Source organism: Acinetobacter legionensis (genome assembly GCF_057165765.1).
In genome coordinates, this window is record NZ_CM169896.1 from 1,292,205 (window position 1) to 1,312,770 (window position 20,566).

The 20,566-nt window shown below is 37.4% G+C and carries 14 protein-coding genes and 1 tRNA gene; 12 read left to right on the forward strand and 3 right to left on the reverse strand.

From position 1 onward, the window contains the following. Positions 1 to 346: 346 nt before the first annotated feature. From icd to AC2G3J_RS05975, 4 genes are all read left to right on the forward strand, one after another. On the forward strand, positions 347 to 1,603 hold the full coding sequence (gene icd, locus AC2G3J_RS05960) for an NADP-dependent isocitrate dehydrogenase (protein ID WP_333667652.1): 1,257 nt from the start codon (positions 347 to 349) through the stop codon (positions 1,601 to 1,603). Between the two features lie 577 nt (positions 1,604 to 2,180). After that, positions 2,181 to 2,672 carry a DUF2867 domain-containing protein gene (locus AC2G3J_RS05965; RefSeq protein WP_483770797.1) on the forward strand — a complete coding sequence of 164 codons (492 nt, stop codon included), beginning with the start codon at positions 2,181 to 2,183 and terminating at the stop codon, positions 2,670 to 2,672. A 166-nt stretch (positions 2,673 to 2,838) separates the two neighbouring features. Next, positions 2,839 to 3,195 carry a DUF4124 domain-containing protein gene (locus AC2G3J_RS05970; protein WP_166782095.1) on the forward strand — a complete coding sequence of 119 codons (357 nt, stop codon included), beginning with the start codon at positions 2,839 to 2,841 and terminating at the stop codon, positions 3,193 to 3,195. A 300-nt stretch (positions 3,196 to 3,495) separates the two neighbouring features. Further along, entirely contained in the window at positions 3,496 to 3,726 is a 231-nt protein-coding gene (locus AC2G3J_RS05975; RefSeq protein WP_336951679.1) for a hypothetical protein, read from the forward strand. 78 nt (positions 3,727 to 3,804) lie between these two features. Here the strand turns inward: AC2G3J_RS05975 and argG are convergent, their stop codons facing one another. Together argG and AC2G3J_RS05985 are read right to left on the reverse strand one after the other, a co-directional pair. Continuing rightward, positions 3,805 to 5,148, reverse strand: coding sequence for an argininosuccinate synthase (gene argG, locus AC2G3J_RS05980; RefSeq protein WP_004724905.1), 1,344 nt, complete (start codon positions 5,146 to 5,148; stop codon positions 3,805 to 3,807). 591 nt (positions 5,149 to 5,739) lie between these two features. Further along, positions 5,740 to 6,591, reverse strand: coding sequence for a LysR family transcriptional regulator (locus AC2G3J_RS05985; RefSeq protein ID WP_336951678.1), 852 nt, complete (start codon positions 6,589 to 6,591; stop codon positions 5,740 to 5,742). Between the two features lie 152 nt (positions 6,592 to 6,743). Between AC2G3J_RS05985 and AC2G3J_RS05990 the strand changes: the two genes are divergently transcribed. The 5 genes from AC2G3J_RS05990 (at position 6,744) to dld (ending at position 13,855) form a co-directional block, all read left to right on the forward strand. Further along, positions 6,744 to 7,661, forward strand: coding sequence for a DMT family transporter (locus AC2G3J_RS05990; RefSeq protein ID WP_336951677.1), 918 nt, complete (start codon positions 6,744 to 6,746; stop codon positions 7,659 to 7,661). 585 nt (positions 7,662 to 8,246) lie between these two features. Then, positions 8,247 to 9,917 carry an L-lactate permease gene (gene lldP, locus AC2G3J_RS05995; protein WP_419327192.1) on the forward strand — a complete coding sequence of 557 codons (1,671 nt, stop codon included), beginning with the start codon at positions 8,247 to 8,249 and terminating at the stop codon, positions 9,915 to 9,917. Between the two features lie 42 nt (positions 9,918 to 9,959). Then, on the forward strand, positions 9,960 to 10,703 hold the full coding sequence (gene lldR, locus AC2G3J_RS06000; RefSeq protein WP_336951674.1) for a transcriptional regulator LldR: 744 nt from the start codon (positions 9,960 to 9,962) through the stop codon (positions 10,701 to 10,703). Positions 10,704 to 10,705: 2 nt separating this feature from the next. Beyond that, positions 10,706 to 11,860 (forward strand): FMN-dependent L-lactate dehydrogenase LldD, encoded by a 1,155-nt coding sequence (lldD, locus tag AC2G3J_RS06005; protein ID WP_336951672.1) that lies wholly within the window; start codon positions 10,706 to 10,708, stop codon positions 11,858 to 11,860. A 297-nt stretch (positions 11,861 to 12,157) separates the two neighbouring features. After that, a complete protein-coding gene (dld, locus tag AC2G3J_RS06010) occupies positions 12,158 to 13,855 on the forward strand; it encodes a D-lactate dehydrogenase (RefSeq protein WP_483770798.1) in 1,698 nt (565 codons plus the stop codon). A gap of 128 nt (positions 13,856 to 13,983) precedes the next feature. Here dld and AC2G3J_RS06015 read toward each other — a convergent pair whose 3' ends face one another. Then, positions 13,984 to 14,811 (reverse strand): hypothetical protein, encoded by an 828-nt coding sequence (locus AC2G3J_RS06015; protein ID WP_419327194.1) that lies wholly within the window; start codon positions 14,809 to 14,811, stop codon positions 13,984 to 13,986. Positions 14,812 to 15,072: 261 nt separating this feature from the next. On the opposite strand from AC2G3J_RS06015, the gene AC2G3J_RS06020 reads away from it, so the two are divergent. From AC2G3J_RS06020 to AC2G3J_RS06030, 3 genes are all read left to right on the forward strand, one after another. Continuing rightward, complete coding sequence (locus tag AC2G3J_RS06020; protein ID WP_336951667.1) at positions 15,073 to 17,106, forward strand: oxidoreductase; 2,034 nt, start codon at positions 15,073 to 15,075, stop codon at positions 17,104 to 17,106. Between the two features lie 98 nt (positions 17,107 to 17,204). Then, positions 17,205 to 17,294, forward strand: a tRNA-Ser gene (locus AC2G3J_RS06025). Positions 17,295 to 18,815: 1,521 nt separating this feature from the next. Beyond that, positions 18,816 to 20,561: a ShlB/FhaC/HecB family hemolysin secretion/activation protein gene (locus tag AC2G3J_RS06030; RefSeq protein WP_336951632.1), complete on the forward strand. Its 1,746-nt coding sequence runs from the start codon at positions 18,816 to 18,818 to the stop codon at positions 20,559 to 20,561. The last annotated feature ends 5 nt before the right edge of the window (positions 20,562 to 20,566 follow it).

A 20,566-nucleotide genomic window follows, 5' to 3' on the forward strand; every position in this document is an offset into this window, starting at 1 on the left:
ATCATTTAAAAAATAAGAATTAACTACTTGTGTTTACAGTGTGAAACATGGAGAAGATCCGACTCTTGGAAAATTTCTTTGTGTGGAAAAACATAGCTAATACTTTTATTTTTCAATATTCGAGGTGATTGAGAATATTGATTTATATAAAAAATGATGAATTAAATGACATTAAATAATGGAACAATGTGCTTTATTCAGTAGAGAAATGTTGTTATTCCTCGTATAAATCTCAAAAAATGTACAAATTAGACTAGACTGATATGCGTTAAGAATGGTTAGAAATATTGTCGATTTGGCAATTATTTTGGATTTGCCAACTATAATAAAAGGGAGAACCTCAACAATGGGTTATCAGAAGATCGTAGTGCCTGCTGATGGTAGCAAAATTACTGTAAATGCGGACTTGTCACTGAATGTTCCAAATCATCCAATCATTCCTTTTATAGAAGGGGATGGTATTGGTGTTGATATTACACCAGCCATGAAAGCTGTTGTGGATGCAGCAATTCAAAAAGCATATGGTGGCAAACGTTCGATCGAATGGATGGAAGTTTACTGTGGTGAAAAGGCAGATAAAATCTACGGAACATATATGCCTGAAGAAACTTTTGAGGCGCTGCGGGAATTTGTTGTTTCGATTAAGGGGCCATTAACCACACCTGTGGGTGGCGGTATTCGTTCATTGAATGTGGCTTTACGCCAAGAGCTCGACCTCTATGTTTGTGTACGCCCTGTACGTTGGTTTGAAGGAGTGCCGTCACCTGTTCAACACCCTGAACTGACCGATATGGTGATTTTTCGGGAAAATTCCGAAGATATTTATGCGGGTATCGAATGGAAAGCAGATTCTCCTGAAGCGAAAAAAGTCATTAAATTTTTAAAAGAAGAAATGGGTGTAACTAAGATTCGTTTTGAAGATAATTGTGGGATTGGTATTAAACCGGTATCAAAAGAAGGTACTCAGCGTTTGGTGCGTAAGGCGATTCAGTTTGCGATTGATAATGATAAGCCAAGTGTAACTTTAGTGCATAAAGGCAACATTATGAAATATACCGAAGGTGCGTTCAAAGAATGGGGTTACGAACTGGCAATTGATCGTTTCGGTGGAGAGCTGATTGATGGTGGCCCGTGGGTAAAAATTAAAAATCCAAGAACGGGTAAAGAGATCATTATTAAAGATGTGATTGCAGATGCATTCCTACAGCAAATATTAATGCGTCCTTCTGAATACTCTGTGATTGCGACACTTAATTTAAATGGTGACTATATTTCTGATGCATTGGCAGCTGAAGTGGGTGGTATTGGTATTGCACCGGGTGCAAATATTGGTGGCGCAATTTCTGTATATGAAGCAACTCACGGTACAGCACCAAAATATGCAGGCCAAGATAAAGTCAATCCAGGCTCTATTATTCTTTCTGCGGAAATGATGCTTCGTGATATGGGGTGGATTGAAGCTGCTGATTTGATTATTCAGGGCGTATCGGGAGCGATTGCTGCGAAAACTGTCACCTATGACTTTGAGCGATTGATGCCAGGTGCAACTTTGCTTCGCTGTTCTGAATTCGGTCAAGCGATTATTGAAAATATGGATAGTTAATTAAAAGATAAACGCACTAAAGTCAGTATAATCAAAGGTCTGTCAAGTGCAGACCTTTTTGTTGTATTCAAACTACTTAATTATTCATACCAGTGACTTTTATTAAGTCATTGATTGTAAATTAAGCTTATGTTTTTTAATAATTTTTATAAAAATTTAGTTATCAATTCATTTTTTAGATTTTTGAATCCTAGATGGTGATCCTACTGTGTGGCGACATGGATGTCGCCGTTGGGCGGGGGTACAGGACGTACCCCTCGCCCATGAGCAAAAACAAAGCACTGCTTTGTTTTCAGCGCAAGGTTTGGCATCGCCTACGCAAAGGTATTTAAACTTTGAATGTAAGGTGTGGCAGTGCAAGCTTTTTATAATTAAATAATTTTTTTGTCCATGCGATTGATTTAATTGAAAATATGGATTAAGGGGAATTATGTTCTTGTGTCTAAGCTTTTTTGACAGGTCGATTATATATTTCTTAAACTTTAGGCTGTGAGTAATTGCACCAATAACTGATTACTGTAGACTGTTTTTAGCGGTTGTTTGAAAAAATATTAATTATATTTATAGGGGTGGTTGATTGAATATAGAGAGAGATCCACAAACTTTAGTTGCTCCACTTGATCAATTAAATTTTTTACACGAAGCCAAGCAATATATTGATAAAAATCTCACCAGTACTCAAGCCTATTATCTAATGACTAGCAAGCCGCCAGTTTGGTTGAAGGCTGCGTTTAAGCTGAGGGATTTTTTAAGCCAGCGTTTAGGTGGTGTGCAACCTATTCAAGGCTTTGGTGAATCAACTAAACTACTTCGAGTAGGTAGGAAAGCAGATTTTTTTGATGTGATTAAAGTCTCCGATCGTGAGCTTTTTTTACAGTCAACCGATAAACATTTGAGTGTATTGCTGGTTTTACAAATCGAGGAATATGATGAACTTAGAAATGAACTGAAGGTGTGTACCAGTGTAGTCACCTATAATCTTTTCGGGAAAATTTATATGCTGCCTGTATCTTTAGTTCATGGTTTTATTGTTCAGCAATCACTTAAAAACCTTCAAATTAAATCTTGAAACTGAAGGATTTGAACTATGACAAAATGCTGTAAAACTTGGCAAAAAAAGTCATATTTATACCTTAATTGTAAATGAAAAATCCTATGAATAAGAAAACTCCTGTGTAAATAGCAATTTAAATCAATTATTGATATTTTGTTGAAACTTAAATGGAGTGTTGGTTGTGAAAAAAGTATTGTTGGTTATCTTGGCTTTAGGGATTTCGCATCATGTATTTGCTAAAGACGTACACAAATGTGTGGTAAAAGGTTCGGTAACTTACCAATCTAGACCTTGTGCAGGAACTGCTACTGTAAATCCACAGCAACAACTTCAACAAAAATTAACCCAACGAACTGCAAACCAAACTTCGATACAGCAACAAAAAACTCAGTCTGAAATGCATCAGTATTCTCAACAGCAACATCTGCAACGTCATTCAGGAAATGGAACTTCTAATGAGATTTCAGATACAGTTGAAGGTAAAAAGAAAAGTTTGGCTATAGCGCAAGAAGCTTATAAACAAACAAAGAATCGTTAATTATTTTTTAAATTGGCTTAGACCGTTTTGTTTTATGGGCATCTGGTTTTTATTAAAGTTACATTTATTAAAGAAGTTTGCGGGATAAGCTCCATATAACAATAGTTTGATTGATGAAGAGTATTGCTGAAAGTGATTTATAAAGCTTCTAGGTCACAGGGTGGTGTGATTTTTACTTAAGTTTTTCGCTTTAAATATATAGGAGATTGTCGTCCTATGGCTGTAGGTGAGTAATGTATTGGATGGGATTATTCTGTTATATTAATTAGCCTAATTAAATTTATTGAAAGCCTTGAATTTATGTCACAGACAAGTTCGAAAAAATTTTATATCTTTGCGACATTAGCGTTGTTATTTCCAGTATTTTTAGTGGGAATGGCTTTTCTTGCGGCTAAAAGTGATGCTGAAACCAAACGACAATATGATCAAATTCGCCAAGAACATGCTGAAAAGATTGAGTTGCAAAAACAACAGCAAAAATTAGGGCAACAAAACTTATCGCAGCCTGAAACTAAGAATGCAGTGTCTTGATAAGCGATCTTTAATGAAAAATCACAAAGACTAAAGCTAAAAAAACCGCCTGATTTGGCGGTTTTTTTTCATCAAAAATTATTTATTTTTGTCTTTCAATTGAGGGATCGCAGATCCTGTACCAACAGCCAATAAACCAGTATTGGTATAAATACCAAGTTTTGCACGGGTATCAGTGATATCAAGATTACGCATAGTCAATTGGCCGATACGGTCAGCAGGACTAAACATTGAATCACCTTTTTCCATGGTTAAACGCTCAGCTTCATAAGTGAGATTCTCTGATTCAGTGTTCATAATCGTATAGTCATTACCACGACGAAGTTCTAAAGTCACAGTGCCTGAGATTGCTTTAGCAACCCAGCGTTGTGCTGTTTCACGTAGCATCAATGCTTGTGAATCGAACCAACGCCCTTGGTACAATAAACGACCTAGACGTAAACCATTGATGCGATATTGTTCAATAGTGTCTTCGTTATGAATACCCGTTACAAGACGTTCATAAGCAATATGAAGAAGCGCCATTCCCGGAGCTTCATAGATACCGCGAGATTTTGCTTCAATAATACGGTTTTCGATTTGGTCAGACATCCCAAGACCATGACGACCACCAATACGGTTGGCTTCAAGAATGAATTCAACAGGGTCTTCAATACGCTTGCCATTTAATGCAACTGGGAAACCTTCTTCAAACGTTACAGAAACTTCTTCAGCTTCAACTTTTACATCTTCTTTCCAGAATGCAACGCCCATGATTGGTTCAACGATTTTGATGCCTGCATTGAGATATTCAAGATCTTTTGCTTCGTGAGTTGCACCCAACATATTTGAATCTGTTGAATAAGCTTTCTCTTTCGACATTTTGTAATCAAAACCATTGTCGATCAAGAACTGTGACATTTCAGCGCGACCGCCTAATTCATCAATAAATTGCTGATCTAACCAAGGTTTGTAAATTTTAAGTGCTGGGTTGGTTAATAAACCATAACGATAGAAACGTTCAATATCGTTCCCTTTATAAGTTGAACCATCGCCCCAAATATTAACATCATCTTCTTTCATAGCTGTAACAAGCATTGTACCTGTTACTGCACGACCTAATGGTGTTGTGTTGAAATAAGGAACACCCCCAGTGCTGATATGGAATGCACCACATTGAATTGCAGCAATACCTTCCAATGCAAGTTGTAAGCGGCAGTCAACCAATCGGGCTTTTACAGCACCATAGTTTTCAGCTTTACGCGGAATTGCATCGTAGTCATCTTCATCAGGTTGACCTAAGTTTGCTGTATAAGCATAAGGTTCTGCGCCTTTTTGTTTCATCCACAATAAAGCTGCTGAAGTATCTAGACCACCAGAAAAGGCGATACCCACTTTTTTGCCTACTGGTACATTCTGCAAGATCGTTGCATTATCAGTCATTGCTCGTCCTAACTATTTCGAAAGAGGCACCACATATATGGGTGGCCAAAGAGAATTTTATAAACGCAGTATTATAACACCCTTCAATACAAATTTTGGGCTGTTGTCAGTGGAAATCATTTTTTTTTAATTTGAAAAATAGATTAATATAGCAAAAACGATGGTTTTACATTGAGTAAAAAACTGAAATGGAATCAAATAACAAAGATAAAAAAGTGTGACGAATACAGAAAAATCAAACTTCATCAACATTGCATAAAATTGTAGCATTTGCCTTGATTTTTGATTTAATAAACATGCTGTATTATGTGTTTACAAATCAAGGCAGCTATTTTGTTGGTGCTATATTAGAGAAATTGGTGTTAATTCTTATTCACTTCTCATGCGCAAATGGAGTGAAATCTGGAAGCTTGTGCAATCGTTTAGGCTCAATTTTCTTTCCTCTTTTTATGCTCAAAATATTTCCTGTTGGTACTTTGTTGCCACGGTTATGCTGTTTTTCTCAGTGTTTAAATCGGAAAACGCGCACCAAATAAAATAACCCAATATAAATTATGAAAGCTAATGTTTAAAAGCAAAATATTGGTGTGGTTAAAGCTGATCATTCAATCCGATAAACTGCTTTTCAATCGGCGTAAATACATGCTCACTTCGTGCAATCAGATAGAATCCAATATCTCGATATTGTTCAGGTGTTTCTCGATAATATTGAATATTAAATTTTTTAATCAGTGATTTTGCAATCATTGATATTCCCATACCCAATTGAGTGAAATTGACTAAGGCCTCATGATCATAAATATGGGTTAACTCGCCTTTGGTTAAATTATAGTCTGTGTAAATGTGATCTAAAGTGGTTGCATAACAGCATTCTTCAGAAGCAAGTAAAATATTTTGATGATTGAGACAATCTTCAAGGTTGTCATGGTTGATGACATTTTTCCCAATAATCACAAGCTGGTCATCTGCTTTTTGAATATACTGAATATTTTTCTGCTTGGGATGACCTAAAACATAGGCGATATCTAGATTTCCAAGTAATATTTCATCTTCAATATAACCTGTCGCACCTGTTTTCATGGTGATCGAAAGTTCAGGGTAAGTTTCATATAGCTGGCTAAAAGAAGGGTAGAAACGCATTCCGCCTAAACTGGTGTTGGTACCAAAGCGTAAATTTTTTTCCTGCTGATAGATTTTATTTTCAGTTTCCTCCCATGTGAAAATCATTTTTTTATATTGCTGGTATAAATTCATGCCAGATTCAGTGAGCTCAACACCTTTAGGTTTTCGGATGAATAGTTGACGTTTATAGTGATTTTCAATCTTTTTTATTTTTGCAGTCATATTTGATTGTAAATAATTGAGTTTATTTGCTGCTGCTGTAATGCTTTTTAGTTCAGCAACAGTCACAAATGATTTGATATCACCCATATCGATATTCATTTCAATTCCTCAAAAATGCATTGAATAAGCGCTGACACTAAAGTATCCACTTTGGCATCAAAAAAAATGATGTGTACATTAAAACACAGCATTATTCATGATGTCATTTATTTTCTATACTCTAAGCACTTTCCATCTGTTGAGTACAGCAAATGAATCTTCGAGTGATTGGTGCAATTGTATTATTGTGTCTCGTCTGGGGATCTTTGTGGGGATTGGTCAAACATAGTTTGCAAATATTTCCGCCATTCTTATTTATTTCTACGCGTTTAATCTTAGCTGCGCTTACCCTTATGTTGGTTCAAGTACTGTTAAGAAAATCTGTTTTACCCGCAAAAGGTGAATGGCAAAAACTGATAATCTCAAGTTTGATGATTTGTATTGGTTTTTATGCAACACAAACCTTTGCCATGCAATTTGTTGATTCAGGATTGTCTGCAGTTTTAGTGTTTACTATGCCTATTTTTATTGGTGTATTGGCGCATTATATTTTAAATGAGCGTTTAAATAGCCAAAAAATGATTGGGTTGGTTCTTGGCACATTGGGCTTGGTTGCGATTCTTTGGCCACAATTAAATCATATTCATTTGAATTTATCGTTAATTGGTCAAGCTTTCTTAATCTTGTCTGGCTTCTTTTGGGCTTTAACCACAGTGTATATCAAACAGAATTTTGCAACTTATGACAAAATCAAATTGACCTTTTGGCAGTTGTTGATGGGTGGAGTGGTGATTTTGATCGGTGCTTTAATTTTTGAACCTGTAGATGTTAAAGTTTGGATGAATCCACTGAATGATTCAATCCTGTTCTATATTGCTGTAATTGGTACTGGTTTTGCCTTTGCCTTGTGGAATTGGATTGTGAGTCAGGTAGATACCTTTGTTGCGTCTATTTCAATCATGTGTATTCCTATTCTAAGTTTATTTTTTGGTTATGTGCTTTGGCATGAGCCGATTACAATCAACATTATTATCGGCGCGGCATTGATCTGTTCAGGAATTATTTCAAGTTCTTTAAACCTTAAAATCAAGAAAAAACCTGAAACCTTATTGAGTTGTGAGCATCGTTAAATCAATAAATGCGTATTGATGAATTAATTTATAGTTGATTAAATTTATATAATTTTTTAATTAAAGTGAAAAGCAAAATCAGTGAAAATTTATTGGTTTTGCTTTTTTTCTTTCTGCTTTTTCTTTCTATTTTTACTTGATATTTGTTTGTTTAAGGCGATGCCTTAACGCTTATTTTAACTGATTGTTAAATTGGTCTGACTAATTTTGGTTTTGAGGTATTTCCAAACCCGATAATAAACTTAAATCAGTGTTACTAAAAAGTGCATTAAGAATAGCATGCGACTAAAGTTGTAGAAAATTAGTTTAATTTAAAAAAATATAATATAAAACAAATGAGTTATTCGATTTGAAACCCTGAAATCTGAAGGATTGATTTGTGAATTGACTGAAATACTTGCAATATTGGTCATACCAAAATAATTAATTGAGTGTCAACTATTGATCTTTAAATCAGCAAAAATTAATATTAAGTGGCAGTTAGTGCAAATTTTTTTAATTTAAAACTAAATTGGTCATACCAATTATTGAGAAATAAATGGATGATTCAATGACATTCCACGTTCTAGCAAGCATTTCAAGGAGATGACAATGCTTCAACATTGGCAACAGATTTATGATCCGATGGGCAATATCTGGGTATCTAGTGCTATTGCGCTTATACCAATTATATTTTTCTTTTTAGCCCTTGCTGTATTCCGCATGAAAGGAAGTGTTGCGGGGACAATTACGGTTGTATTGGCTTTACTGGTTTCATTATTTGCTTATCAAATGCCAACGATGATGGCATTGGCATCATTGGTCTATGGTTTCCTTTATGGTTTATGGCCAATTGCATGGATCATTATCGGAGCAGTATTTCTATATAAAATTTCAGTAAAAACAGGGCAATTTGATATTATTCGTTCTTCGATCTTGTCGATTACTGAAGATCAACGTTTGCAAATGCTGTTTGTGGGATTTGCTTTTGGTACGTTCTTGGAAGGTGCTGCTGGTTTTGGTGCACCTGTCGCAATTACCGCTGCATTGTTGGTGGGACTTGGTTTTAAACCACTTTACGCAGCAGGTCTATGTTTAATTGTAAATACAGCACCTGTGGCATTTGGCGCAATGGGTATTCCAATTATTGTTGCTGGTCAGGTTTCTGGTGTGGAAACGATGGAAATCAGTCAGATGGTTGGTCGTCAATTACCATTTATGGTGCCAATTGTGCTGTTCTGGATCATGGCGATTATGGACGGTTGGCGTGGTGTGAAAGAAACTTGGCCTGCTGTCATTGTTGGTGGTGGCTCCTTCGCACTTGCACAATATTTGACTTCAAACTTTGTGGGGCCAGAATTACCAGATATTACTGCATCAATTGCTTCTTTGGTTTCATTAACAATTTTATTGAAATATTGGCAGCCAAAGCATATTTTCCGTTTTGCAAATGAAGATGCCAGCATGGATGAGAATCTTGCTGCACAAAAACAACAGAAATATAGCCTTGCTCAAATAGCTAAAGCGTGGTCTCCATTTGCAATTTTAACTGTGATGGTCACTATATGGAGTGTAAAACCGTTTAAGGATTTATTTACCAAAGATGGTGCGCTACATGATTTAGTGATTTCAATCCAAGTGCCTTATTTGCATCAAATGATTCAAAAGATGCCACCTGTTGTTTCTGAAATGAAAGATTATGATGCAATTTATAAGTTTGATTGGTTCTCAGCCACAGGTACCGCAATTTTTATTGCAGCGATCATTACCATTATTTTCTTAAGAATGAAGCCAAAAGAAGCTGTTGTAACTTTTGGTGAAACGATTAATGAGTTAAAAATTCCAATTTATTCAATTGGTATGGTCTTGGCTTTCGCCTTTATTGCAAATTATTCAGGTATGTCTGCCACGCTTGCTTTGGCACTTGCACATACGGGTCAGGCATTTACATTCTTCTCTCCATTCTTAGGATGGTTGGGGGTATTCCTCACAGGTTCTGATACCTCTGCAAATGCTTTATTTGGCGCATTACAAGCCACGACTGCACAGCAAATTGGAGTTCCAGAAGTATTATTGGTGGCTGCAAATACCAGTGGTGGTGTGACAGGAAAAATGATTTCGCCTCAATCGATTGCAATAGCATGTGCGGCAGTGGGGCTTGTAGGTAAAGAATCTGATTTGTTCCGTTTTACGGTTAAACACAGTATAACGTTTACTATAATGATCGGTATTATCGTTACACTACAAGCTTATGTGTTCCCTTGGATGATTCCATGAGAATGAAGCATCGTTGAACCAACACAAAACTAAGGAAAGCAGATGAAAGTCTCTGACAAAGTGGTACAAAGCCTTCGTATGTTAATTGAAGAAAAAAACATGCAAGTCGGAGAACGTCTACCTGCTGAACGAAAATTGTGTGAACAACTCGGTGTATCCCGTTCCTCTTTAAGAGAAGCGATTTCACAACTGACCAGTACGGGTATGCTGGTCAGTAAAGTTGGAGCAGGGACGTATTTACAACAATTCCCTGTGAACTGGTCAAAATTTCAGATTGTTGAACCTTTAAGTAATTTGATTGATGAAGACCCTGCATATCGTTTTGATGTGCAAGAGGCTCGAACAATACTTGAGGGTGGTTCAGCTTGGTATGCTGCGCAACGTGCAACGCCTAAAGATCTAGCTCAGATTCGCGAATATTATGATCAGATTTCATATTTTCAGTCGATTGGCGATGATGAGCAGGCTTCTCTAGCAGATGCTAAATTCCATTTAGCGATTGCTGAAGCATCACACAATTTAGTATTGATTCAGATGATGCGGGGCGTTTTTGATCTGTTGCAATTTAACGTGCTACTGGGTAGACGTAAAGTGTATTCAGAAACACATCGTTTTGATCAATTGCATGATCAACATTTTAAAGTGATGGATGCAATTGAACGTCATGATCCCGATGCAGCAAGAGATGCAGTATGTGGACATATAGAATTTGTAGTACAGCAAGTACGTATGATTGATGAGGAAGAAGCCCGTCGTCAGCGTGCGAGTCGATTAAACAGGATATGAGCATGATTATTTCTTCTGCAAATGACTATCGTGAAGCCGCGCGACGTCGTTTACCACCATTTCTTTTTCATTACATTGATGGTGGTGCATATGCGGAATATACACTGAAACGAAATGTAGAAGATTTATCAAAAATTGCGTTAAGGCAACGTGTTTTAAATGACATGTCTCAGCTAAGTCTAGAAACAAAATTGTTTGATGAAACTTTATCAATGCCTGTTGCATTATCTCCTGTTGGATTAACAGGTATGTATGCACGTCGTGGTGAGGTTCAAGCTGCTATAGCGGCAGATAAAAAGGGCATTCCTTTTACATTATCTACAGTGTCAGTATGTCCGATTGAAGAAGTTGCACCAGCAATTAACCGCCCAATGTGGTTTCAGTTATATGTGCTGCGTGATCGTGGCTTTATGAAAAATGCTTTAGAGCGAGCCAAAGCTGCAGGTTGCTCAACCTTGGTGTTTACTGTTGATATGCCTGTACCAGGGGCGCGTTACCGTGATGCACATTCTGGCATGAGTGGTTCAAATGCAGCGATGCGTCGTTATATGCAGTCATGTTTTCATCCACATTGGGCTTGGAATGTCGGTTTACTGGGTCGTCCACATGATTTAGGAAATATTTCAAAATACTTAGGAAAGCCGACTGGACTTGAAGATTATATTGGTTGGTTGGGCAATAACTTTGACCCGTCTATTTCATGGAAAGACCTTGAGTGGATTCGTGAATTTTGGGATGGCCCAATGGTAATTAAAGGAATTCTTGACCCTGAAGATGCCAAAGATGCAGTTCGTTTCGGTGCCGATGGTATTGTTGTATCAAATCATGGTGGTCGTCAGTTAGATGGCGTCTTGTCATCTGCGCGCGCACTTCCGCCAATTGCAGATGCCGTCAAAGGCGATATTAAAATCCTTGCTGACTCTGGTATTCGTAATGGTTTGGACGTTGTACGTATGCTCGCATTGGGTGCAGATACCTGCATGCTGGGACGTGCCTTTGTTTATGCATTAGGGGCAGCGGGTGGTGCAGGCGTTTCAAATCTGCTTGAGTTAATTGATAAAGAAATGCGTGTCGCAATGACTTTGACGGGCGCCAAAACAATTGCAGACATAAGCGCCGATTGTTTAGTGAAGTTAGACAAAGGATTAGATGAATGATGTATTTTTGATAATTCATCAAGATAAATGACATTTTTAAATTTGATAGGTGCAAATGTCATCTGAAAAGCTTTCAGGTAGAACGACCTTATAACATGTTGTTTTTGCAAAGCATCAAATGAAAAGATGTGATTTAACAAGTTTTGTGGATAAGCGAGGTTTAAGCTACTTTTCATCAAAACAGTAGCTTGAACTGATCATTAATCCCTCAATACAAATAATATTGAAAAAAATGCTGTCGGAATGAATGCCTTATTGACTGAGATTAAATAAGGGTTCATCAATAGGATAGGGAAAATGCAATCTAATATTGATTCACAACAAACCATTCAGCAATTAATCAACATCGTCGGTCAGCAACACGTTTTAACTCATGATCATGCTACCCGCCTTTATCGTCAGGGTCGTCGTTATGGCTCAGGGCAAGTCTTGGCTGTTGTGGTTCCTGGAACTTTGTTTGAACAATGGCAAGTGTTACAAGCTGCTGTAAATGCGGACTGTATTGTGATTATGCAAGCTGCAAATACTGGCCTCACGGGTGGTTCAACACCTTTTGGTGATGATTACGACCGACCAGTTATTTTAATGAGTACACGTCGTTTGACTGGTATTCAAGTGATTAATCAAGGTCAGCAAGTGATTTGCCTACCTGGTGCAACCTTAGATCGTCTTGAAAAAGAGTTGGCACACTATAATCGTGAGCCGCATTCAGTAATTGGTTCATCTTGTATTGGTGCATCGGTTTTAGGTGGAATATGTAATAACTCTGGTGGGGCATTGGTTCGTCGAGGGCCTGCTTATACGGAGTTAGCGCTTTATGCACGGATAAATGAGTCTGGTGAATTAGTATTGGTCAATCATTTGGGTGTGAATCTGGGTGAAACACCTGAAGAAATTTTGACAAAACTTGAAAATAAAAAATATCAACTCAATGATATTATTAATAATTCTAGTTGTTGTGCTTCTGACCATCGTTATGCGCATGATGTTAAACAGGTCGATGAAAATACGCCTGCACGCTTTAATGCTGATCCATCACGTTTATTTGAAGCTTCAGGTTCTGCGGGTAAAGTCTGTGTCTTTGCAGTGCGTTTAGACACCTTTGAAAAAATTCCAAGTCAGGTATTTTATGTGGGAACCAACTCACATGCCGATTTGACTGAAATCCGCCGTTTCTTATTGAAAGATTTGCCGAGATTGCCGATTGCTGGTGAATATATTCATCGTGTTGCCTATGATATTGGTGCTGAATTTGGCAAAGATACCTTTATGTTTATCGAAAAATTTGGTACGGCAAAAGTGCCTGCTGCATTTGCGTTAAAAGATAAGGTAGACGGATATCTTGAAAAAATTGGTCTTCGCAGTTTGTCTGATAAAGTTTTGCAGATGGTGACGAAGTTGTTGCCAAATCATTTGCCAAAACGAATGAATACATTTCGTGATTTATATGAACATCATTTGATGATTCGTATCGAAAATCAGGATGTTGAACAAGTTGAACTCTTTTTAAATGAGTATTTCCAACATAAAACATCAGGCCATTTTTTCCGTTGTACAGATGAAGAAGGCCGAAAGGCATTTTTACACCGTTTCGCAGTGGCAGGTGCTGCCATTCGTTATCGTGATACACATCGTTCGGAAGTTGAGGACATTGTTGCGCTGGATATTGCTTTACGTCGTAACGATCGTGAATGGGTCGAAACTTTACCTAAAGAGATGGATGATTTGATTACCCATAAATTGTATTACGGGCATTTCCTCTGTCATGTGTTTCATCAAGATTATATTGTCAAAAAAGGTGTCGATCCTTTGGCGATGGAACATCAAATGTGGCATTTGCTAGATAGTCGTGGTGCAGAATATCCAGCGGAGCACAATGTCGGGCATTTATATATTGCAAAGCCTACTTTAAAAAATCATTATCAAAAACTTGATCCAACCAATAGTTTTAATGTTGGGATTGGGCAGACCAGTAAATTAAAGTACTGGAAATGATGATGTTGAGCCGTTTTAATTTAACTTGCTCATGCTGATTGATCAAATCAGCAGTCTTTAAAAAAAGTAATAAATGAAGAACTGATTTATTTGATTAACATAGCCATGCTAAAAAACATGGCTATTTTTTATTTCGGTTCGCCAAATTTGGAAGAAATAAACCCAAGAACAAAAGCACTAATCAAGAAGGTAATACCAGCATAGAGTGCGGATTGTGTCGTAAACCATACTGCAATGGTTAAGATTGCAACGATAGCTGTGCAAATCCAAATCGCCAAACCAGAAGTTTCTAAAGAGTGTTGTTGAGATTGAGCATGGTTGCTTTGTTCAACTGTTGATTGGTTTTCTGTGGTGGTTAAATTGAGAATAGGGGTATGCAGATTGACACCATAAAAGAAATAAGGATGATCATCAAAACGCGCAAGTTCAATACGTTGCATTTCGATAAAAGAGTGCTGCTGTGAATCATCTTGTGCTTTGTTTTCGATGTGTTGTAGCAATTGGGTTAAGAAATAAGCATCATTTAAATCCAAAGGTAAACCACTGGTCCGCAATAGAATGTACTCAGGATAATGTTGTTCGATTAAAGATTTAAAATCATCAAAATGGTAGATATTTTCTGTACCAAAAATTTCTATAAATAAGGGTTTTCGAGCTGCTAAATTGAGAAGTGCTTGTTGTTGGTCAATGACTAAATAAGCATACTGACTCTCCCCAAAATCTTCTTGGCGTTCTTCAAGATCAACTTGATTGCGATCATCGTTGATATCAAGATCATCTATATATCTAGTCCAGAAAATATTCTCTTGCTTAAACAGCATAAACCATAAAATTGGAATAAACGCATTTGCTTCAAGTTCAAAAGATGCGCTTTGAAAAAACTCAGCCCATTGATTTTGACTACCTCTTGGCATACGGCTAAAGGTAGAACTGGTTAAAAATACTGGGTGGCTCATAACGTTGATGCCTTTTCTTATTTACTTTTATTCAGCAGTTATATTGCAAAATAACGAAAATTGACACAGAAGATTGTTATAAAACTGTATAACACTTTTCTTTTATGAATCATATCAAGATGTGTTACTTCTCGCTATGCGTAAGACAGTTAGAATTGACACTATATACGATGAAAATATCAAAAATTGCCATCAAAAAAAAATTAAAACTCGATAAAGTAGTATGCAACAAGTTGCAAAGCCAAACTTAAAGGATTCATCATGTCAAATAGCTATGCAAATATCTTAAAACCACTCCATCTGGGATTTACGACCATTAAAAATCGTGTCGTGATGGGCTCAATGCACACGGGTTTAGAAGATCGTTTTTATAACTATCCAAAACTTGCTGCATATTTTGGAGAACGTGCCAAAGGTGGTGTTGGGCTAATTATTACAGGGGGGATTTCCCCAAACCGCCAAGGTTGGTTACTCCCCGCTGGTGGTACGATGAATACTTTAGGTGATATTGCACCACATCGTTTAGTCACACATGCGGTACATAAGCATGGTGCAAAAATTCTGATGCAAATTCTGCATGCAGGGCGTTATGGTTATCAGCCATTCGTTGTGTCTTCAAGCCCAATTAAATCGCCGATTTCGATGTTTAAACCACGTCAGATGAGTGACAAACTGATACTTGAAACCATTCAAGATTATGCTGAAACAGCTAGTCTGGCAAAAAAGGCCGGTTATGATGGCGTAGAGATTATGGGTTCAGAAGGCTATTTGCTGAATCAATTTTTAAGTCGTCATGTTAACCAACGTGAAGACCGTTGGGGTGGGCCAATTGAAAATCGTATGCGCTTAGCGGTAGAAATTGTAAAAGCGATTCGTGCTAAAGTTGGTGAAAAGTTTATTATTTGTTTCCGTTTGTCGATGCTCGATTTAGTTCATGATGGTAATACCATGGACGAGGTGATCACTGTTGCACAGGCATTGGAAAAAGCAGGTATTACTTTGCTCAATACAGGGATTGGTTGGCATGAGGCACGTGTACCCACCATTGTCACTTCTGTTCCACGCGCTGCATTTGTAGATTACACAGCAGAAGTGAAAAAGCATGTGGCTGTACCTGTCATTGCTTCTAATCGAATTAATATGCCTGATACTGCTGAAGAAATTTTGGCAACAGGTAAAGCTGATATGGTGCAAATGGCGCGCCCATTATTGGCAGATGCTTTTTGGGTAAGTAAAACCGCAACCAATCGTGTTGATGAAATCAATACTTGTATTGCGTGTAATCAAGCCTGTTTAGATCATAGTTTTCAAAATAAGCGTGCAAGTTGCTTGGTGAACCCACGAGCAGCACATGAAACTGAACTGGTTTATCTCAAAACAAAAAAGCCGAAGAAAATTGCAGTTGTAGGTGGTGGTGTTGCAGGAATGTCTGCAGCCACTATAGCTGCAAGTCGTGGACATCAAGTAACTTTGTTTGAAGCCTCTACTGAGGTCGGTGGACAGTTTAACCTCGCTAAAGTTGTGCCCGGTAAAGAAGAGTTCCATGAAACCATACGTTATTTTAAAGTTCAGATCGAAAAAACTGGTGTAGATTTACGTTTAAATACCAAAGTGAATCGTGAGCAATTAGAGCGTGAAGGTTTTGACGATGTGGTGATCGCAACAGGTGTGATTCCACGTGGTTTAAATATTGAGGGCAGTAACGCACCGCAAGTGTTGTCTTATGCTCAAGTATTACGTGGCGCACCTGTCGGCAATAGAGTTGCTGTTGTCGGTGCAGGTGGTATTGGATTTGATGTATCTGAATACTTGTTAAAACCTGAGCATCAGCCGCAACCACAACCTTTGGCAGATTGGCAACGTGAGTGGGGCGTAGACCCAAATCCGAACTATATGACTGAAGGTGGCTTTGTTCCTGCTGAAGTAGAGCAACCGGTTCGTCAAATATATTTGATGCAACGTAAAACCACACCTCTTGGTATTGGTTTAGGTAAAACCTCTGGTTGGGTACACCGTGCACAATTGAAAAAACATGCAGTAAGAATGATGCGTGGTGTGCAATATAAGTCTGTAACCAATGAAGGATTATGGATTGAAAGCAATGGTCATGATCAATTGTTACGAGTCGATACGATTGTGGTGTGTGCAGGTCAGGAATCCGTTAAGGATTTAATGCCTCTAGAGGGGGAGTCAACTTTAGCAAATTACCATATTATCGGTGGTGCAAAATTGGCTGGTGAGCTTGATGCCAAGCGTGCGATTCGTGAAGGTGCTGAAATAGCAGCTAAACTTTAATCAAAATCATCTATTTTGATGAAACAATATGCATTTGAATGGTTTAAGTCTATTTTTTTCTTGTCAGAATTGGAAAAGCTTAGTATTCTTGCGCACATGGAAGCGTGGCAGAGCGGTTTAATGCACCGGTCTTGAAAACCGACGAGGGTGTGAGTCCTCCGTGAGTTCGAATCTCACCGCTTCCGCCAAATATTTTAAAAGGCCCTTGTTTTTACAAGGGCCTTTTTTTTATGTGTATTTTTTTCTCACACTGTAACTCACATAAAATTTTAGATTAGATGACATTAATTGGGTGTATTTAGGGCATTGTAGGAATAGTCACTCATTTAGTTTAAATTTCTACAAGCTCATAAAATGACGTTCATCAAATAAAAAATCCCAATTAGTGACTCAGGGGCTATGGATTGATCCTAAACGAAAAAATGGACATATAGTCGCTTTAAAGCTAATGTAATATTAACTTTGGAGATGTAAAAATGGCTAAATGCTTTAGTCGTGAAGTTAAACACTAAGCAATAGATTATGCGCTTTCGAATTTATATGTGTCTGTAGTTGCAATCGGCCAGAAATCAGGGGGAAGCTATTTAACATTAGACAATTTGAAAACTTATTTAAATTACAATAGGTCGGTGTTTGGTGAAAATCTCTGCTGATGCAAAAACAGCTGTTTGTGCATCCACATCAAGTTTTAAATCATTCACTAGTACAGGCTTTACTAAATAGTATGTGATTGATAGTGGAAGCAATTTTTCTATTTCTAATTTTCTTATTAATAACATAAATTATCTGTGTGCTTTATAAAATGAATTTTAAGGTAATTCTTGTTGGCCAATTCTATTTTGTTTCATGCTATGGAATCGCTTTGAAGAACTTTGATAAAGGATTAAATAATCCGTCTCAGCCATACAATGAAATTGATTCTAAAATATTAAGTGAAAATATAAATAAACCAATTCCAAACAGTCATGATGATTAATTTAATGCATTGATATCACAACAGAATGGGCATATTTTATCCCAAGCAACAATAGATAAAATAAAAATGGTACTCAAGCAAATGCCTAATCAGGAGGGTGCACACTATTTGTCGAAAGCATTTCCTTTAAACAATTTTAGTTCTATTCAAAATAAAAAACAGTTTTCAGAAAGGCTATTAGAAGTACTCACGAGTGAAGCTAGTGTTTCTAAAGAAGATATATAAGGTAAACTCATTTTATCTAGAAATCAAAGTAATAACTCACAGTCTGTGCACATGTCGGAAGTTTATAAGAATCAACTAATCATTGCTTACTTCGATACATTAGGGAAACTATCGAAAATTGATCAGGTTTTGTGAAATGAGTGAATAAGTATAATTATTTACGCTTCAGCCTGTAAATCCTCAAAGTGATCAAAACTGGGTGAGTTATGTTCTATTTGATGGTTAGAAAACGGGTGATTATGCGATTCAGTAGTATCAGGTTGATGATATGTTAACTCCTATTGCTCAAGCCTATTATTCGATTGGACAAGTGTTGGATTAATTTAAAATCCAAAAAAGAGCACTCTTTATTTTATTTAAAATATTGAATTTATATATATTTTTATTTAGAAATTATATTCTTAATTTTTATTATTGAAATTGATTAGAATTATACACGGCGTCCTATTTACAAAACGTAATAATTTAAACATAATTAAATGTGAAACTCATCACAATCACTATTGACATGAATAATTTTAAATTTAATAAACTTACTTTGTGTGTTTTTTTTACGATTTTAGCAACAACAATACAAGCTGCAGAACCACAGCCGCGTCCAGATTTAGAATTAGATGCTGTTCAGCGCCAGCAACAACGTGATGAAGCATTACAAAAGCAATTACAGCCCGAAGCTATAGTGCAAACGGGATTAGAAAAACAACTTCAAACCCAAACACAACTGCACTATCTAAAATCAAACAGTGAAGATGTATGTTTTGAAATTAAAAAATTTGTGTTGATGGGAGAGGATGCGCATCAATTTACTTTTGCTATGCGCTCTGTCACGCAAGGTGAACATAATCTCATTGGCCGATGTATTGGGGTACAAGGCTTAAACCAAGCCTTAGATCTGATTCAAAACAGTATTATTAGTCATGGTTATGTCACCACCCGCATGCTGCTCCCTCAACAAAATATTGCTTCGGGTGAGATTAAACTACAAGTGATTGCTGGGAAAGTAGATCAAATTCAATTTGTTCAAGGGACGTCTAAGCGTGCTCACAAATTTAACGCCTTGCCTGTTCGATCGGGAGATATTTTAAATATTCGGGATATTGAACAAGGCTTAGAAAACTTTAAACGTGTGCCGACTGTTGAGGCAGACTTTAAAATCAAGCCCTCAGAACAACGTAATCAACCTGGCTATAGTGATTTAGAACTGGCATGGCAACAAACAAAACCCTACCGGATTCATTTAGGTGTTGATGATGCAGGCTCAGATTCAACTGGGAAGTATCAAGGTACAGCAACCTTATCTTTAGACCATCTGTTTACTGCAAATGACCTGTTTTATGGTAGTTATAACCATGATTTGGGCGGAGGAGATCAAGGTAAACGAGGGACAGATGGCTATTACTTAAGTTATAGCATTCCACTCAAATATTGGTTACTTAGCACCAGTTATAGTCAGTCTGATTATAACCAAACGGTTGCAGGTGATAGCCAAAGCTATAACTATAGCGGCAAAAGCAAACTGATCGGGGCTGATTTATCTCGGGTACTTTATCGTGATGCCAAACGAAAAACTACAGCCAGTGTAGGAGGCTGGTATCGGGAATCACAAAACTTTATCAATGATGTAGAAATTGAAGTACAACGTCGAAAAACCGGCGGCTGGAAAGCCAGTTTGGATCATATAGAATATCTAGCCAATGCGACATTAACAGGCAATTTAACCTATAAAAGAGGCACAGGTGCATTTAATGCAATGCATGCACCTGAAGAAGAGTTTGGCGAAGCCTATACCCATGTCGGTATTTTACAAGCCAATGCCGGTCTGCAAGTGCCATTTAAAGTCGGCAATCAATCGCTACAGTATCTTGCTGAATGGCGAACACAGTACAGTAAAAAACCATTGACCCCTCAAGATCGATTCTCGATTGGGAATCGCTATACGGTAAGAGGGTTTGATGGTGAACAGACCTTATTGGCAGATAATGGATTTTTAGTCCGTAATGAAATCAGTGGCTCGATGTTTAAGCTTCCGATGCAATGGTACACCGGAATTGACTATGGTGAAGTGGGGGGTAAAACCGCACATGAGCCAAATCCATTGCTGGGAACAAGTTTAATGGGTGCTGCCTTTGGATTACGTGGGCAAGTCTTAAAATCGGTCAATTATGACGTTTTTGTTGGGACGCCGTTAAAAAAACCAGACCACTTTAAAACAGACAATGTGACGACAGGATTTAGCCTGAACTGGATGTATTAATCCAT

Excerpts from the sequence above, each read along its gene's own strand:
- AC2G3J_RS05985 (WP_336951678.1), bottom strand. The coding sequence starts at position 6,591 with ATGAATATCGATATGGGTGATATCAAATCATTTGTGACTGTTGCTGAA.
- AC2G3J_RS06020 (WP_336951667.1), top strand. The coding sequence starts at position 15,073 with ATGTCAAATAGCTATGCAAATATCTTAAAACCACTCCATCTGGGATTT.
- lldP (WP_419327192.1), top strand. The coding sequence starts at position 8,247 with ATGACAATGCTTCAACATTGGCAACAGATTTATGATCCGATGGGCAAT.
- argG (WP_004724905.1), bottom strand. The coding sequence starts at position 5,148 with ATGACTGATAATGCAACGATCTTGCAGAATGTACCAGTAGGCAAAAAA.
- lldR (WP_336951674.1), top strand. The coding sequence starts at position 9,960 with ATGAAAGTCTCTGACAAAGTGGTACAAAGCCTTCGTATGTTAATTGAA.
- lldD (WP_336951672.1), top strand. The coding sequence starts at position 10,706 with ATGATTATTTCTTCTGCAAATGACTATCGTGAAGCCGCGCGACGTCGT.
- dld (WP_483770798.1), top strand. The coding sequence starts at position 12,158 with ATGCAATCTAATATTGATTCACAACAAACCATTCAGCAATTAATCAAC.
- AC2G3J_RS06030 (WP_336951632.1), top strand. The coding sequence starts at position 18,816 with ATGAATAATTTTAAATTTAATAAACTTACTTTGTGTGTTTTTTTTACG.
- icd (WP_333667652.1), top strand. The coding sequence starts at position 347 with ATGGGTTATCAGAAGATCGTAGTGCCTGCTGATGGTAGCAAAATTACT.
- AC2G3J_RS06015 (WP_419327194.1), bottom strand. The coding sequence starts at position 14,811 with ATGAGCCACCCAGTATTTTTAACCAGTTCTACCTTTAGCCGTATGCCA.
- AC2G3J_RS05990 (WP_336951677.1), top strand. The coding sequence starts at position 6,744 with ATGAATCTTCGAGTGATTGGTGCAATTGTATTATTGTGTCTCGTCTGG.
- AC2G3J_RS05975 (WP_336951679.1), top strand. The coding sequence starts at position 3,496 with ATGTCACAGACAAGTTCGAAAAAATTTTATATCTTTGCGACATTAGCG.